18 protein-coding genes are annotated in these 15682 nt (G+C 42.6%); 13 read left to right on the top strand and 5 right to left on the bottom strand.

Going from position 1 to position 15682, the window contains the following annotated elements; genetic code table 11:
* The first annotated feature begins 156 nt into the window (after positions 1 to 156).
* The 3 genes from JU57_RS06910 (at position 157) to JU57_RS06900 (ending at position 2565) form a co-directional block, all read left to right on the top strand.
* On the top strand, positions 157 to 495 hold the full coding sequence (locus tag JU57_RS06910) for a hypothetical protein (RefSeq protein WP_037958767.1): 339 nt from the start codon (positions 157 to 159) through the stop codon (positions 493 to 495).
* A 245-nt stretch (positions 496 to 740) separates the two neighbouring features.
* On the top strand, positions 741 to 1079 hold the full coding sequence (locus JU57_RS06905) for a hypothetical protein (protein ID WP_051906687.1): 339 nt from the start codon (positions 741 to 743) through the stop codon (positions 1077 to 1079).
* Between the two features lie 40 nt (positions 1080 to 1119).
* Positions 1120 to 2565: a DUF3373 family protein gene (locus tag JU57_RS06900; RefSeq protein ID WP_037958763.1), complete on the top strand. Its 1446-nt coding sequence runs from the start codon at positions 1120 to 1122 to the stop codon at positions 2563 to 2565.
* Positions 2566 to 2586: 21 nt separating this feature from the next.
* On the opposite strand, the gene JU57_RS06895 is transcribed toward JU57_RS06900, so the two are convergent.
* Entirely contained in the window at positions 2587 to 3393 is an 807-nt protein-coding gene (locus JU57_RS06895; protein ID WP_051906685.1) for an Mrp/NBP35 family ATP-binding protein, read from the bottom strand.
* Complete coding sequence (locus JU57_RS06890; protein ID WP_037958761.1) at positions 3386 to 3751, bottom strand: hypothetical protein; 366 nt, start codon at positions 3749 to 3751, stop codon at positions 3386 to 3388. The genes JU57_RS06895 and JU57_RS06890 overlap by 8 nt, the downstream gene beginning before the upstream one ends.
* Before the next feature lie 225 nt (positions 3752 to 3976).
* On the opposite strand from JU57_RS06890, the gene JU57_RS06885 reads away from it, so the two are divergent.
* From JU57_RS06885 to JU57_RS06845, 9 genes are all read left to right on the top strand, one after another.
* Positions 3977 to 5005 carry a rhodanese-like domain-containing protein gene (locus JU57_RS06885; protein ID WP_037958759.1) on the top strand — a complete coding sequence of 343 codons (1029 nt, stop codon included), beginning with the start codon at positions 3977 to 3979 and terminating at the stop codon, positions 5003 to 5005.
* Between the two features lie 11 nt (positions 5006 to 5016).
* Positions 5017 to 7881 (top strand): molybdopterin-dependent oxidoreductase, encoded by a 2865-nt coding sequence (locus JU57_RS06880; protein WP_037958757.1) that lies wholly within the window; start codon positions 5017 to 5019, stop codon positions 7879 to 7881.
* Between the two features lie 89 nt (positions 7882 to 7970).
* Positions 7971 to 9074 carry a DMSO reductase family iron-sulfur subunit gene (locus JU57_RS06875; protein WP_037958754.1) on the top strand — a complete coding sequence of 368 codons (1104 nt, stop codon included), beginning with the start codon at positions 7971 to 7973 and terminating at the stop codon, positions 9072 to 9074.
* Positions 9071 to 10243, top strand: coding sequence for an ethylbenzene dehydrogenase-related protein (locus JU57_RS06870; RefSeq protein WP_037958751.1), 1173 nt, complete (start codon positions 9071 to 9073; stop codon positions 10241 to 10243). Before JU57_RS06875 ends, JU57_RS06870 begins: the two co-directional genes overlap by 4 nt.
* Positions 10240 to 10629, top strand: coding sequence for a hypothetical protein (locus JU57_RS06865; protein ID WP_037958748.1), 390 nt, complete (start codon positions 10240 to 10242; stop codon positions 10627 to 10629). Before JU57_RS06870 ends, JU57_RS06865 begins: the two co-directional genes overlap by 4 nt.
* Positions 10629 to 11180, top strand: a complete 552-nt coding sequence (locus JU57_RS06860) for a molecular chaperone TorD family protein (RefSeq protein WP_037958746.1) — start codon at positions 10629 to 10631, stop codon at positions 11178 to 11180. The genes JU57_RS06865 and JU57_RS06860 overlap by 1 nt, the downstream gene beginning before the upstream one ends.
* Positions 11174 to 12193, top strand: a complete 1020-nt coding sequence (locus tag JU57_RS06855) for a 4Fe-4S binding protein (RefSeq protein WP_037958743.1) — start codon at positions 11174 to 11176, stop codon at positions 12191 to 12193. The genes JU57_RS06860 and JU57_RS06855 overlap by 7 nt, the downstream gene beginning before the upstream one ends.
* 48 nt (positions 12194 to 12241) lie before the next feature.
* Positions 12242 to 12490, top strand: coding sequence for an outer membrane protein assembly factor BamE (bamE, locus tag JU57_RS06850; RefSeq protein ID WP_037958740.1), 249 nt, complete (start codon positions 12242 to 12244; stop codon positions 12488 to 12490).
* 53 nt (positions 12491 to 12543) lie between these two features.
* Positions 12544 to 13053 carry a DUF4405 domain-containing protein gene (locus JU57_RS06845; RefSeq protein WP_037958737.1) on the top strand — a complete coding sequence of 170 codons (510 nt, stop codon included), beginning with the start codon at positions 12544 to 12546 and terminating at the stop codon, positions 13051 to 13053.
* 52 nt (positions 13054 to 13105) lie between these two features.
* Here JU57_RS06845 and JU57_RS06840 read toward each other — a convergent pair whose 3' ends face one another.
* Genes JU57_RS06840 through moaC form a run of 3 tightly spaced genes read right to left on the bottom strand, consistent with a single transcriptional unit; the run spans position 13106 to position 15081 of the window.
* Positions 13106 to 14359, bottom strand: coding sequence for a DUF6781 family protein (locus JU57_RS06840; protein WP_037958734.1), 1254 nt, complete (start codon positions 14357 to 14359; stop codon positions 13106 to 13108).
* Between the two features lie 13 nt (positions 14360 to 14372).
* Entirely contained in the window at positions 14373 to 14630 is a 258-nt protein-coding gene (locus JU57_RS06835) for a DUF493 domain-containing protein (RefSeq protein ID WP_051906683.1), read from the bottom strand.
* Positions 14602 to 15081, bottom strand: coding sequence for a cyclic pyranopterin monophosphate synthase MoaC (gene moaC, locus JU57_RS06830; protein WP_037958727.1), 480 nt, complete (start codon positions 15079 to 15081; stop codon positions 14602 to 14604). The genes JU57_RS06835 and moaC overlap by 29 nt, the downstream gene beginning before the upstream one ends.
* A gap of 291 nt (positions 15082 to 15372) precedes the next feature.
* On the opposite strand from moaC, the gene JU57_RS06825 reads away from it, so the two are divergent.
* Entirely contained in the window at positions 15373 to 15651 is a 279-nt protein-coding gene (locus JU57_RS06825) for an RNA-binding protein (protein WP_025346286.1), read from the top strand.
* The last annotated feature ends 31 nt before the right edge of the window (positions 15652 to 15682 follow it).

Below are 15682 nucleotides of genomic sequence, written 5' to 3'. Positions count from 1 at the left end.
CTATATCCCCGCTTATGTCCTAGATACTCATTGTTGTTAAACATATCATTTAGCCTTATTATAATTATTATTAATATTATAAGTTTGATTTCTTCAATTACCTTTTAGTCTCTTTGCGTTACTATATTTTCCTAAACTTAACTAAAAGGATCCAAAATGAAAAAATTGATTGGGTTACTCGTCTCAGCCTTCTTTATTGTAGGGCTTTTGAGTACAAATGCACTTGCTGATGCCGCTAAAGGGCAAAAGTACTACCTGAAGTACATGAAGAATGACTCAGGTATGAATGGGGCAAAATTTGCTGCGCAACACACTCAAGCGGAGTGGAAAGCTCTCTTTGATGGAAAAGCTGAAAAGTTTATTGCAGAGTATTCTGCAAAGTTTCCTACGCTTGATGCGTTTCTAAAAGGCGATAAATTTGAGAAATTTATGCCAGATATTAGAGATTTTTGTATTGAGTTTGCAAGTGATAGTGGTAACGTTCCTTCGTGTTAATTTTCTTCTAAAGTGACTCCGCGCTTTTCAGATCAGACTCAAATGATCTGAAAAGCATTTATAAAAGTTAAATAAAATTTACTATAAAATGCCTTATCTTTCAGCTTTAAGCCTATCTTGTTCAGAAAAGTAAAAAAAGTAAACATAATATTTACTTATTTGTCTCCATAATCGTCTTTTTAAATTAAAATTTATTTTACTTTTGTTATGATGACTCCATATCTAAAATTTGAAAAGGAGAAATGATGAAAAAAGTCTTCGGTTTACTTGTTTCAGCTTTCTTGGTATTGGGCATGATGAGCACTTCTGCTTTTGCAGATGCGGCAAAAGGACAAAAGTACTATCTTAAATATATGAAAGATGGTTCAGGTATGAATGGAGCAAAATTTGCAACACAACATACTCAAGCAGAGTGGAAAACACTTTTTGATGGAAAAGGCGAGAAATTTATTGCTGAATACTCCAAAAAGTTTCCGGGATTAGATGCGTTTCTAAAAGGCGAGAAATTTGAGAAATTTATGCCAGATATTAGAGATTTCTGTATTGAGTTTGCGAGCGATAGCGGCAACGTTCCGTCTTGCTAGTTGTGTTAAATAATTCTTACTTAGAAAAGGTAAAAAAAAGATGAAAAAACTCATCGCACCGCTACTCATCGGAGCAGCACTCTCTTCAGCGTTTGGCGCTGATGATTCACTAAAGCAGGAGATTGAAGCACTCAAAGTGCAAATGGCCGAGCTCAAAAATGCTCAATCAAAAATCAATATTGATGCCCTAAAAGCTCAAGTATCTGAGATCAAAGCGCATGATGCTGGGGATAACATCAAGTGGACAGTTGATTTTAGAACAGCCTATGATGTTGTTGATTATAAACTGAATAATGCGCCAGACCAAGATAATGGCATTTGGACTAATAAGTTAATTCTCGGTATGGCCTCTCAACCTGCAGATAATTTAGTCTTTAGAGGATCTTTAGGAGCTTATAAAGCATTTGGTCAAAATAATATGGAATCAAGCAGTATGTTTCAAAGTTTCGATTGGTTTGGCACTCAGAAGCCAAGTGACAGCACAATTAAATTAAGAGAGGCATATTTCATTTATACAGGTAATATGGGTGATGTTCCTTATGCAGCTTCTTTTGGTCGTCGTCCGTCTGTTGATGGCTTTTTGGCAAACCTAAGAAATGATAATGAAAGCCCAGCTTCACCTACTAGCCATAATATCAATATGGAGTTTGATGGTGCAAGCTTTAAATTTGATATAGATAAAGTTACCGGTATTTCAGGAATGTACTTAAAACTCTGCTTAGGTAGAGGTTTTTCTGAAACAACAGGTTCGTATTCTATGAATAGTAGCGGCGGCTTTAGCCCAAGTTATAGTGATGATGGCGAGACTCCAGATATGGATTTAGTAGGACTTATTTGGCAAATTTATGATAATGGTCAATATAAAGTCATGGCAAATTACTTCCAAGCTTGGAATGTGATGGATATTAATCCAATCACATACGGTGGAACTGGTAATATTGTATTTAGTGATGTTGGAGATTTGACAGGTGGTTCATTAGGGTTGCAAGTCAATGGTATCGGTGATGGTATTAGTGACTTTTTGGATGACAGTGTTTTCTTTCTCTCTTATGCCTTTAGTAAAACAGATCCGAATGATGTGTCAAAAGTATGGCCAACAGGCTATAACGGCATGTTAGGAAGTAATGACAGCGAAACAGGTTCATCAATTTTCACAGGTGTGCAAGTTCCAGGTATTATGAAAGGTCAAAGACTTGGCGTTGAGTATAACCATGGTAGCAAATACTGGAGAAGCTTTACGTATGGCGAAGATACTTTAGTCGGTTCCAAACTTGCAGCACGTGGTGATGCGTATGAACTTTACTATATCTTACCCATTGTTGGTAAAAACTTGACAGCACAGTTGAGTTATATCTACATTGATTATGACTATACAGGTAGCGATACATTCTTTGGATGGACGGGTACGCCACAAGATGTTGATACTGTAACAGGTGCGGTTAAAACAGCTCAAAATGTTCGTGCTTCTTTACGATACAGATACTAATTTAACGCTTTAGAAGAGAGGTCACATGGCCTCTCTTACTTTTTTTACAATACTTCCATAGATCTCTTTTGTTGTTGCTTCACCCAAAGCCATGGGAATTTTACCTTGGTCGCTTAGGTTTAAAATATCGCTTTTAAGCGGGATTTGTCCTAAAAGTGGGATTTGATAGGTATTGCACAGTTTTACTGCTCCGCCACTTCCAAAAATATCGTAACGTTTCCCCGTATCTGGGGCGATGAAATAGCTCATATTTTCCACAACTCCAAGAATTGGGACGTGAATGTCTTGAAACATCACGATGGCGCGGCTGACATCATCGGTTGCGATCATTTGAGGCGTTGTGACAAGTATCACGCCGCTGAGTGGAAGTTCTTGTGCCATGGTAAGTTGCACATCGCCCGTTCCTGGAGGCATATCGATCACCAAAACATCCAGCTCTCCCCATGCGACATCTTCTAAAAACTGCATTAAAGCGCTTACTGCCACGGAGCTTCGCCACACGAGTGGGGTATCGCTTTTGGGTGTTGTAAGACCCACACTCATCACTTTAATGCCAAAATTTTCACTGGGAATCATTTTATTGTCATCATTCCATCGCAGTTTTTCAGTTTCAACGCCTAAAAGCCGTGGAATGCTAGGTCCGTAAATATCAGCATCCAACACTCCTACATGTAAACCACTTTGCGCGAGCCCAACGGCGAGATTGGCGGCAAGGGTGCTTTTGCCCACACCCCCTTTGCCACTGCTGATGGCGATCACTTTTTTGGCATACGGTGCTCGGTTATTGGGCGTTTGGGTAGAGCCATAGGGGCGTTTGATCTTATTCATGTCTTTCCTTTACATGTAAAGCAAATTCTCTGGTTAAAAGATGCTTGGTTTTTTCTATTTTTTGAAGCCATGGCTGCATAAAACGGGCTGTTTTGGGATAGTGCATGATATTTTCATGCAAGGTTTGTGCTTTGTGGTCTAAAAGGTTGTTCATCAAAGAGAAAAACGCTGGTTCTTGGTGGGTCTCTTTTACATGTAAAAGCAGTGTTTGCAAGAGGGAAGAGCGTTTTTTAAAGGGAAGTTCCATACCCAGTTCCGAACCCAGTGTAATGAGATTTTGCGTATGAATGTAACATCCACACTGCCAGAGTGAAAGGAGATGTTTTGACGTGTAGAAGGGTTCTTGAGGGTATTGCATCGCTTTCCTTTAGTTAAGTTACAATTATGTAACAAATTAATCATACTTCTTTTATTTTACATCGCGTTAAGTAAAGGCAGACTAAAATCGAGTAAATAACTAGGATATAAAGTAACACTTCAGCTATTGATGGGCTTTTTAAAGCATTTGGTGGTGAAAAATTGTCTCTTAACTAGCTATTTGTGCCTCTATTGATGTGTAAAAATGCTACAAGAAGGAGTTTGTATGGGACGGTTACGAGGTATTCTCTTGGGCTTACTCGTTACATCAACGCTGTATGCTACATCAAGTGACATCTTGATTTCAGCGGAAGATGCGATGAAGTTGATCGGGAAAGAGAAAGTGATGTTTGTCACGGGTGATGATGAAGACATTTACGCGACAGGGCATATTAAAGGCTCTGTTGAGATGTATGCGCATCATTTACATCATTCAAACATTACAGGCAAGATGGAGTGTGCGCCGCTTTTTATGTGTAAAGAGGAGGCTGAGCATTACATTGGAAGCAAGGGAATCGATAATGATACTTTGGTCATTGCCTATGATGACTTTAAAGGACCCAATGCTACGGGTGTTTATGCCTTTTTTAAGAGCTTTGGGCATGAAAAGGTGAAAATTCTCAATGGTGGGCGTGCGGCAATGATGGCGGCGGATCCTGAGCAGAAGATTTACGATGGCATTAAAGCGCAAATCAAAGAGGCAAAAGATGATAAAGCTTTAGTTGAAAAGCTTACATCTGAGCTCAAAGCGCAAGAGAAAAAACTTATTGTGCAAAAAGGAGCGGAGGTTAAGGGTGCTTCAAAGCACTATACGATTGACCTTAAAAAAGTAAACTATCAGTACATTGCTGGGAAAGATGAGTTGCTCAAAGCGGTAGAAGATTTGATACAAAAAGGGCAAAAATCTTCTTTTGCGATCATCGATGCACGTGGCTTTGAAGAGATTATGGGTGAGCGCAAGATGGATAATGTCGCCCGTGGTGGGCATATACCTGGAGCGACGTTCATTGAGTGGAAAAACGTCACCGATATGGATAAAAAGCTCTCGTTTAAAGAGTTGGAAAAAATGCAAGCTGTTTTTGAGCAAAATGGCATTACCAAAGATAAAACCATTTATGCGTATTGCCATGTGGGAGCGGGTCGAAGCTCACATATTATCACAGCGCTTGAACTTCTAGGTTACCCCAATGTAAAAGTATATACAGGAAGTTGGGATGAGTGGGCAAATGATATGAACTTACCGATACGAAGATAGAGGAGAAACGTATGCTAAAGAGAAGAGACTTTTTAAAAATCTCCAGCGCAACCGCAGCGATGATCGCAGGAGAGGGGTATGCGTTTGCAAAAACAGGCGTTACTAAAATCGAAAATGCAAAAGAGAACTACCCCAACGCAAGTTATACTGAAAATATGTACCGCAATGAGTTTGGTTTTACATATGGCAAAAAAGAGGAGCATGGTTTTGCGTACCACTGCGTGAACTGCCAAGGTAACTGTTCATGGGAAATTTGGTCCAATAACGGAGTGGTCACCCGTGAAAACCAATCTTCACGCTACCCATCCATCAACGCTAAAGTGCCCGATTTTAACCCAAGAGGATGTAACAAAGGTGTTCAACATTCTCAGATCATGTATGAGAAAGACCGATTGCTTTATCCGATGAAGCGTATGGGTAAAAGAGGCGAGGGAAAATGGAAACGCATCAGTTGGGATGAAGCATCCACTGAAGTCGCACAAAAAATTTGGGATGTGATGGTTGACCCTAAAAAAGGTCCTGAGAAGTTAATGGTACATGCAGGAACGGGTCTTTTAACCGAGGGCAGGCGAGGAGGTCCCTTAAGACTTTCAACGCAACTTGGTGCGGTGAGAATTTACCCAGCGTCTTATCTTGGAGATATGTTTAGCGGTGCGGCAATTGCCTATGGAGAGGGAAATCTCGGCTGTACGTATGACTTTATGTACACGGTCAATACCGCCGTCTTTTGGGGTGGTAATCCTTCGGTCTCACGTATCCCTGATGCGCACTTTGTGTGGGAAGGCAAATACAATGGTGCGAAAATCATCGTTATTACCCCTGAGTTTAATGCCAGCGCACGTGCGGCTGATCTATGGATACCAATCAAAGCGGGAAGCGACAATATCCTTGCGATGAGCGTTATCTATGAGATTTTAAATGCAAAAATGTACAAACCAGCTTTTGCGAAAACTTATACCGATCTTCCGTTTTTAGTAAGAGTTGACAACAAGAAACTATTGCGACGCTCAGAGATGGAAAAAGCAAAAGACGAAAAAGAGCATCATAGTTTTGATGAGCAATTTTTCGCATGGAATGCCAAAACCAATGCGCCTGCCATTATGCCTGGAAGCGAAGGCAGTGAACATAAAACACTGCGCCTAAGCGACTTTGGCATTGAACCACTGTTAGAGGGTGAATTTGAAGTAACGCTTTTAAGTGGTGAAAAAGTGAAAGTGACCACGGTGTTTGAGATGTTAAAGCGAAGCACTGCACGCTTCAGCCCAGAAATCACGCAAGCACAAACGGGTGTGCATCCAGACACGGTACGTCAACTAGCCCGTGACATAGCTTTGCCAAAAGTCGTGGAGATCACCACAGGCTTTAGTTTGAACAAATACTTTAATGGCATGATGTCTATCTGGAATATCGCCTCTATCTGTGGTTTAACAGGTCGCATGGGACCGTATGGAGGGCTCAATACCGAAAATGAGTTCCAACTGAGCGGTCTAGAGGCGTTAAGCGGCTTTAGTGGCAAATACACCGCACGTTTTGGCTCAGGCTTTGTGGGTGAGTTTATCTTGGGTGATGGGATGAAAACGTTTGAGAAGTATTTTAGCGATGCAGACGTTCGTAGAGCGCAAAATGGGATGAGTAAAGAGGAGTATATGAAGGTTGTTTCATTGCTGCTTGAAAAAGGCAAAGATGGCAAAGAAAAAGGGGTGAAACCACACTGGACGCCTGAAATTGCACTCATCGTTGCCGATTCAAAGTTTAGACGCAACAAAGGCAATGATTATAAAGAAGCCTTTTTGAAAAAAACCAAATACTTTGCGTATGTCGATACCCGTATGAGTGAAGCAGCAGTGTATGCTGACATCTTACTTCCTGCAAAAAGCCACTATGAGGTGTGGGATATACGAAGTAGCCCCGGGTATCACCGCTTTACCAATCTAGCGCAACCAGCAAAAAATCTTAAGCCTGTGGGTGAATCGATGGATGAGTGGAGTATGTTCTCCCTCATTACCAAAAAGCTTGAAGAGATCGCCAATAAGCCAGAGAATAAAGAAAAAGCCAAAGTCAAAGATGACAAACGCTATGCCAAAGAGGGCTTCCATGATCTTAGCATCGTGCATCAAGAGTTTACGAACAGCGATGAAGAGAGTCGCTCTGAGATGGAGCCACTTTTAGGCACGGACAAGCAAGCGGTGGAAGCGGCTCTTGCGAATTGTGTGCAGTATGAGCCGTGGACGATTGAGAAGATGTACAAAACAGGAGGCTTTTTACAGCTGAATGAAAAAGCGGCGAAAAGCTCGCCATTGTATGCAGATCGTCCGTTTAACTCCAACGAAGATCATCTCTTTAAATTTCAACGTTTAGAGACACTCAGCGGTCGCCAAACGTTTTATGTGGATCATGACATGTACATCAAGATGGGAGCACAAACCAACACAGGTATGCAAGGCATTCGTCCCGATACTAAAGCCCATCCGTTTGCCATGTTAACACCGCATGCAAGATGGAGCATTCACTCCAACTATAAAACAAGCCGTACCTTACTTCGTTTACAAAGAGGTGTTCCTGCGATTCAAGTGAATCGTGAGGTGGCTAAAATGAAGGGAATTAAAGACGGTGATTCGATTCGCATCTTTAACGCCATTGGAGAGTTTTATGCGATGGCAAAACTCAGCTCTTCGTGTCCACCCGATGGTATTGTTTTAGAAGATGGATGGGAGCCTTACATGTACAAAAATAAACGAGGGCATAATGAAGTAGTGCCAACCTCACTCAATCTTTTGGAGATGGCGGATGGCTGGGGGCACTTGAAGTTTGGAGGACTTTGGGATGGTAATCAATACGCCTATGATGGCGCGGTCAATTTTGAAAAAAGTATTTGAACACGGCTTTTGGGCAAAGCACCAAAAACCTACGCTAGCCGCTATGGCACTAAAGCTACATCATAAATGATGAGAAAAAGGAATTATGTATGTCACAACGTCAATTAGCCATGGTAATGGATCTTAATAAATGTATCGGCTGTCAGACCTGTACTGTCTCTTGCAAAACTCAGTGGACAAACCGCAACGGGCGTGAATACATGTACTGGAACAATGTAGAAACCTACCCAGGCGAGGGCTATCCTAAAAAATGGCAAGAACTCGGTGGCGGGTTTGATGAAGCGGGAGACCTTAAAGCGGGCGTTGTGCCAAGCTTGCAAGGTGAATATGGTGTGCCTTGGGATTATAACCATGATGAGCTTGCGAGTGGGGCACAACTTAAACCGCATGTGGATCCAAAATGGGGACCAAACTGGGATGAAGATGAAGGCGCTGGAGATTTCCCGAACGATAACTACTTCTTTTACATTCCGCGTATTTGTAACCACTGCTCTAATCCTGGATGTTTGAGTGCTTGTCCAAGAGATGCCATCTTTAAACGCGATCAAGACGGGGTTGTTTTGGTGGATTTGGATCGTTGTCAAGGGTATCGCTACTGTATTGCAGGGTGTCCGTACAAAAAAATCTATTTCAATCCACGCATCTCGAAAAGTGAGAAGTGTATTCTCTGTTTTCCCCGTATTGAGAAAGGTTTGCCACCTGCGTGTGCGCAACAGTGTGTTGGGCGCATTCGTTTTGTCGGCTTTTTGGATGATGAAGAGGGGCAAGTCTATAAACTCGTGAAAAAGTTTAAAGTGGCACTGCCTTTGCGTCCTGATTATGGAACCGAATCAAACGTTTACTACGTGCCGCCGACCGAAGCACCACCTAAGTTTGATGCTAACGGGAAAATCATTGAAGGAAGTGAGCGCATTCCTCCTGAAGTGTTGGAAAAACTCTTTGGCAAAGAAGTGCATGAAGCAGCAAAAATACTTCGGGCTGAGATGAAAAAGCGTAAAGAGACAGGTGAGAGTGAGCTGATGGACTTGCTCATCGCGTACAAACATGAAGAGATGTTTAGACTCGATAATAACTATTATGCAGAGTATGCCAAGTCCAAAGGAATGCCTGTCATCAAGCCTGTGGATGAGCGCTATCTTAGTGGTAAATATACCTCTAAAATGAAGTTTTTCACAAAGGGGGCAAACGCATGAAAACACTCCTTCTCTTAAGCCTCTTAGGGCTAACTAGTTTAATGGCGCAGAGTTTGAATGCTTTACATGTAAAAGAGGATCTCACCAAAGTAAGCCTAACGTCTCCTCTTTGGCAAAAAGCAAAAGCTCAGAGCGTTGAGGTATTCCCTCAAACGATCATCGAGATGAACGATGCGGAACTGATGCGAGCTAATGAAGCGAACCTTGCCAAAGTTTTACATGTAAAGACTTTGAGCGATGGAAAATCGGTCGCATTTTTACTGCAATGGAAAGATGCGACGAAGAGTCTTCAAACATTGGATAGTACGACAGCGTACGGCGATGGTTTTGCGGTGCAGTTTTCAACCGTAAATGACACACTCCCCTACATCGGAATGGGAAGTGAGAACCGCGCCGTTATCGTGCATCTGCAAAAAGCAACGGGCACAATTTATGAGCCCAATAACGGTGGCGATGTTTACCATCAAGTGAACATCTCCAACCAAAATACCTTTGCCAAAGAGCTTACTTCGTACAAAAATGAGGTGGCAAAGCAGGGAAGTGGTGATTATCAACGCAGTTTTATCTCTGAGGGTTTTCGCTCGATGACGCAGATACGTGATAATGCTGAACCTGCTGTAATGGAGATGAAATACGACAAAGGTGTCTGGAGTGCGCTTTTGGTGCGACCGCTTAAAAGTGAACACCTAAGCCTTCAGGGCAGTTTTCCTGTCGCTTTTGCGCTTTGGGATGGGGAGAAGAAAAACCGTGATGGCTCAAAATTACTCAGTGCTTGGGTAGGGGTGAGTTTGGATGCTAACGTCAAAGCGTTAACCCTTTTGGATGAGGTCAAAGGCGATGCGAGCAATGGTGAGACGCTCATGATGGAGAACTGTTCGGCATGCCATCAGTACAAAGCGGTCAAAAATGCGCCGAATTACATGGCGCCAAATCTCTCTAATATTGGCGGATACGCCAATGCAAGTTACCTCAAAGAATCTATTGTTGAGCCAAGTGCGGTCGTGGTGCCAGGCTATAATCTCAATGCGCACAAAAACTTTTTATGGTACACAAGCGATGAAAAGGGCGTGCGTACATCAACGATGCCACCGTTTGCGCATCTGGATGAAAAAAGTGTGAATGATCTGGTTGCCTTTATGAAAACCCTCAAAGTGGAGGTGGAAAAATGAAAAAGATGGCACTATTAATGGCACTTTTGGCGGTTGGTCTATCGGCTGAAAGTATCGAGAAAAAAGGGTTTTTAACGAGTAAATGGTGCGCACAGAATGGCTATTTTGCAGACTGTCGTTTGGAAAGCATGGTCTGTGGCAGTGGCGAGTGTTTCAAAAATTGGGAGTTTGGCGATAAGGTAACCGATGAACTCGTGTTGTTTGTTCACAATGAGCAAAAAAGCTATGCGATTGATTATGGCGCCATTCCCCGCTATAAGCTCGATGAGCCGATGAACATGAACGAGGTGACGATTACGGGGGAACTTAAGGGCGATACGATTGTCGCGAGTGGCTTTAAAGCGCCTCCGCCACCTCAAAAAAGCTTCTTTAAGGGATGTTTGTAGTGAATGCCAAAAACAGAGCGCAGATGTACGCTTTTTTATCCAAAATGTTTGCGAGCGCTTTGGATGAGAAGCTCATTCAAGAGATTCAAAACGATCAAGCGATTTTAGAACTTGTGATGGAAGAGCACAAAGTGTGGTTTGAAACCACGCCTTTTCCTGAGCTGGAAGAAGCGCTCAATGTCGATTTTAATTCACTCTTTGTGATGCACTCGCTGCCCATCGAATCGTCCATTTTGGAAGACAAAGAGGAGGTTTTGGTGGGGCTTCAAAACCCTGTGATGCAGTTTTACTTTGAGCATGGGTATGAGCTGAACCTCGCCAAATCGGAACTTTTAGCCCCCGATCATCTGAGTTTTGAGTGTGCCTTTATGCAAAATTTGATCTTGAAAAAAGAGGTGGAGGCACAAAGGGCATTTATGCAGAAGCATTTGCTTAACTGGGCACCGATGTATCTTTTAAGCATGATGGAGATGGCACAAACTCCTTTTTACAAGGGACTTTGCACGTTGGGCGCGGAGTTTATCATCGCGGATTATGAGGGATTATGTTAGATCGAACGCTGTACATCGACCGTGTTGGGGCATTTTCACTGGATCGCTTGAGCTGTTTGCGCAATGAATACGCCAACAATGCGTGCACGCTCTGCCAAAAGGCGTGTGCGCACGAAGCGTTTGTTTTTAGACAAGGCAAATTGCACCTGAGTCCTGTGTGCACACAGTGTGGCGCGTGCATGGGAGCGTGTCCTAGTAAAGCACTTTCCTTGTATGGTTTTTCGATGCAAAAAGCGTTAGACTTTGTGAAAAAAGAGAGCTCACCACTCTTTACATGTAAAGGCGAAATGCCCTGTTTGGGAGCATTTAGCGTTGATGAGTGGTGTGCGCTTTTATTGGAGGGGAAAAACGTTACATGTAGTCTTTTGGAGTGCGCAACGTGCGAGCATAATCGTGGGGGTGTGGTTGAGCAAAGGATTCGTGCGTGCATCGATGAAGCCAATGATTTTGTGGCAACATTGCACAAACATGAGCGCATCCGCTTTGCCACAGAGGTATCCGAAAAGCGCTCACGCAGAGCCTTTTTTGAGCGTTTCATTGCACCGACTAAATGTGTGGCATGTTTACCAGAAGCACCCCTGTTACACTTAAAAAAAGCCCTTAAACACACACTTCCCTCCCATCACGAAGCAAATAGCTTTACATTTTTGCATAGCAAAGAAATTTCGCAAACGTGTGATAACTGCAAAGAGTGCGTGCAGTTTTGCCCGACGGGAGCACTCAGTTACAACACCGATCAGACCCAGCTGCTGTTTCAGATGGGCAAGTGCATTGGGTGTGGTATTTGCGAAGCGATATGTAAAAAAGAGGCGATAAAAAGCATCACAAAAGAGGTGGATTTGGTGGATTTCGCGTATGATCGAGCCGAAATTTTAATGCGTCATGATCTGCAAGTCTGCCTTACATGTAAATGCGCATTTTCCTACAAAGGCGGTGAAAAGGTGTGCGAGCGGTGCTCTACGTTTGAAAAAGAACATGTGCAAATGTTTATGCTTGCTTCGCAAAGCCACTAAAAAGAAAAAATATGCTAGTCTAACGCAAGATCGAATCAAGGAGTGCGCATGCGATATATCATGATAGCCTTAGCAGTGCTTATCTTTACAGGATGCACGAAGGTAAGCAAAGAGAATTATGACAAGATTCAAGTGGGCATGAGCTACACGCAAGTCACCGATATTTTAGGCAAAGCGACCCATTGCGATGCGATGGTGGGTGTGAGTGATTGTACGTGGGGCGATGCAAAACACTACATCAAAGTCAAATTAGTCGCCGATAAAGTGATGTTTATGCACTCCGTTGGGATTGAATAATTAACAAAGGATTAATATAAATCATCTATAATTCCAAACCCAAGGAGTTACAGATGAAAGTCATCCCTCGAAATGTGTTGAGTGCAGTATTAACCGTCGTATTTGTGGTTGTTTCCATTACCGGTGTTTTGATGTACTTTAAAATCCGTATGTTTTCAGTTCAGTCGTTGCATATTTGGCTAGGGTTTGCTTTTGCTATAGCTGGCTGTTTGCATCTGTTTAAAAATTGGAGTGGTTTTCTCTCTTACTTTAAGAAACGCTCTACCATGGTGTCGATTGCGTTTGCTCTTTGTGTCACCGCGACCTTTATCATCCTCCCTTTGATCAATCCGCAAGCCAAAAACATCTTCCCTAAAAATCAACTCTTTAGTGCGATGCTCAATGCGCCGCTTTCAAAAGTTGCCGCGTTTGTGGCGTTGGATGAAGAGATGATGGCTAAAAAATTAGCCGATCATCAGATCTTAGCATCCCATAAACAGTCTGTTTCAGAGATTGCCAAAGCGAATGAAAAAAGTAATGATGAGGTTTTAAATATTGTCTTTTCAGCGCCAAAAGCGCCGTAGTGTGAAGCTTTACATGTAAGGAAAAATCCTTACATGTAAAAGGTTTGGAGTGTTATTTTTCGTCTTTGCGAAGCGCCTCTTTGGCTCCTTTGACTGCGCCATCCATCATGTTTTTCGCCACTTCCCACGCACGAAATCCTAGCTTTTTCGCCTCTTGTGCCATCTGTTTGGCGGTCTCATTTTCAAACTCAAATTGTTTGAACGATTCGACTTTTTCCGATGCCTTTTTCTCAAAATTATTCACATCTTTTTTCAGCGATTCGAGTTTTTTCTCAGCTCTGTTTTTGAAGGTTTTTTCAAAAACAGACGCCTCTATTTTAAGCTGTTCAATGCGCTCGCTGATCACCTCTTTGGCATCATTAGCGGCGCGTTTGATTTTGGCGGTTGAGCTGTTCATCTCTTTGATCATCTCTTTGATGAGGCTTGCAGAAATGCCCTCACTGTGCGAAGCGGTGACTTCCAAAAGGGTGATAAACTGCTCATCCATACGTAAAAGCTCTTTGCGAAGTTCTGTAAGATCGGTCTCTAAAAGCCCTTCCATAGACTCGGTTGGCGCGTATTTAAGGTCGTTTTTAAATTTATCAATCGCTTTGGTAATGCCTTCGCGCACACCGTTGATGGCACCATCTAAAATATCTTTGGCATGCCCTTGATCTTCATCGGCGATGTCGACACTGGCGGTGATAATCGTGTTGGAAATATCAATAATGCGCTGTTTGGTCAGATCGCCCTCAGCGATGGTTTGAAAGCTGAGATTTTTGGTGATCTCATGAATCGTATCGGCAATGTCGGTACCATTTTCAAGGGTTGTTAGAAGCGCTTCTTGCGTGGTCTCTTTGAGAATGCCTAACATCTCAACACCGCGCAATTTTGCATCGTGCAAGGCGCTCATCGCACTCTCTTTGGTTTCGGGCTGCATATGCGAAATATGCGCTTCAAGAGCACTAAACGCTTCCGAAACCGTCTGTCTAATGTGCTGTTTTTGAGAAAAAATACTCTTCTCTAACTGCTCTTTTTCGTAGATGGATTTGTACAAAAACGCCTCTTTTTCATGGCTGATCGCTTTTAAAAGACCATCGATCACGGCGCTAATGGCACGAGGCGATTTAAGCCCTTCATCGTGCAATGCTTTACAGTAAAGCTCGAAAAGCTCGCCGATGCGGTTGTGAATGTTGGCTTCATCTTTGAGACGTTGCACTTTTTTACGTGAGAGTTCAAAGCTAAGTTCGCTGATCAGTTTTAACAGATCCTCATTGCCTTTGTTCTCTTTGAGTGTGGCTAGAAAAATGGTATATGTCGATTCCATGGTGTGACCTCTTTTACAGTACAAATTTGATGTGTTGGTGACTTTTCAGCAGATGAAAAAGCATTTTACGATCGTCCGCATTGTGGACAAGAACGCTTAGCGTATAGCTTGCGTAGTTGCCTTTCGTGCTGTTTTGAGATTTGCGCACCTCATGAATACGCTCCTCTAAGATCTCTTGCACTACTGTAGTGACGTTATGCTCTGCGCTAAGGACGAGCTTGTACTCCCAATGACAGGGGTAATCAAGCTGAAGTTCGGGTGTAGTTTCCACTTTTTCCTCCACTTTTAGATTCGAGTTGAATATCGCTGATGACCATCGATTTATCAATGGCTTTGGACATGTCGTAAATGGTTAAAAGCCCAATGCTCACCCCTGTAAGCGCTTCCATCTCCACACCCGTTTGCCCTTTGAGTTTTGCAGTAACCGTGAGCTTAAATCCTGGAAGGTCTGGAAGCTCTTCCACGTCACAATTCACGGAAGTGAGCATCAATGGATGACACATTGGGATGAGATCGCTGGTGCGTTTGGTTCCCAAAATCGCTGCAATCACTGCGGTCTGAAGTACAGGACCTTTTTTAGTTTGCTGTGAAATGATCATGTCGTATGCGACCTGACTCATCGTGATCGTGCCGCTAGCAATCGCAACTCTAAAACTCTCAATTTTATCGCTAACATCGACCATTTTTGGTCTATCTTTTTCATCTAAATGGGTGAGTTTCATATGCCCCTCTTTGGTTTTACTGGATTTCTTCTCTTGAGCGGTTAGGCGATTGAATCTGCTCTACTGCGTGGAAAAGAAGTCAAATCTATTATAACACCATTTCTCTTAAGTCATACGTGTGATAAGAGTGTGTCATTTTTTCTCATTATTCAGAAAAACCATCCACTTGCAGACTAGAAATCTTGATTTTATGCTACAATGATTTTGAAAAGTCATTCAAGTTACCTGAAATTAACGTAGTTACGGGCAAAAGGTAACGCGGGTGGTTCAAAAATGAGGAGTATGGTCAAGATGAATATTTACGTGGGCAATGTAAAGTATGAGATGACGGGAGATCAGCTTAAAGAGATGTTCTCAGCGTATGGTGAAGTATCAAGTGCAAGAATCATCAGTGATAGAGAAACTGGAAGATCTAAGGGTTTCGGTTTTGTTGAAATGCCAAATGATTCAGAAGCATTAGCTGCTATCGAAGCAACCAATGAAAAAGAGATCGGTGGAAGAACCTTAAAAGTGAATGAAGCCAGACCTCGTGAAGAGCGCCCAAGAAGATCTCCAAGAGATTTTAACTAGGCGTTACATGTAAAGAAGCCCCACGCTCTTG

Origin of the sequence: Sulfurospirillum sp. SCADC, assembly GCF_000743525.1 — a bacterium.
GTDB lineage: Bacteria > Campylobacterota > Campylobacteria > Campylobacterales > Sulfurospirillaceae > Sulfurospirillum.
This window is presented reverse-complemented; position numbering and strand designations above follow the sequence as displayed.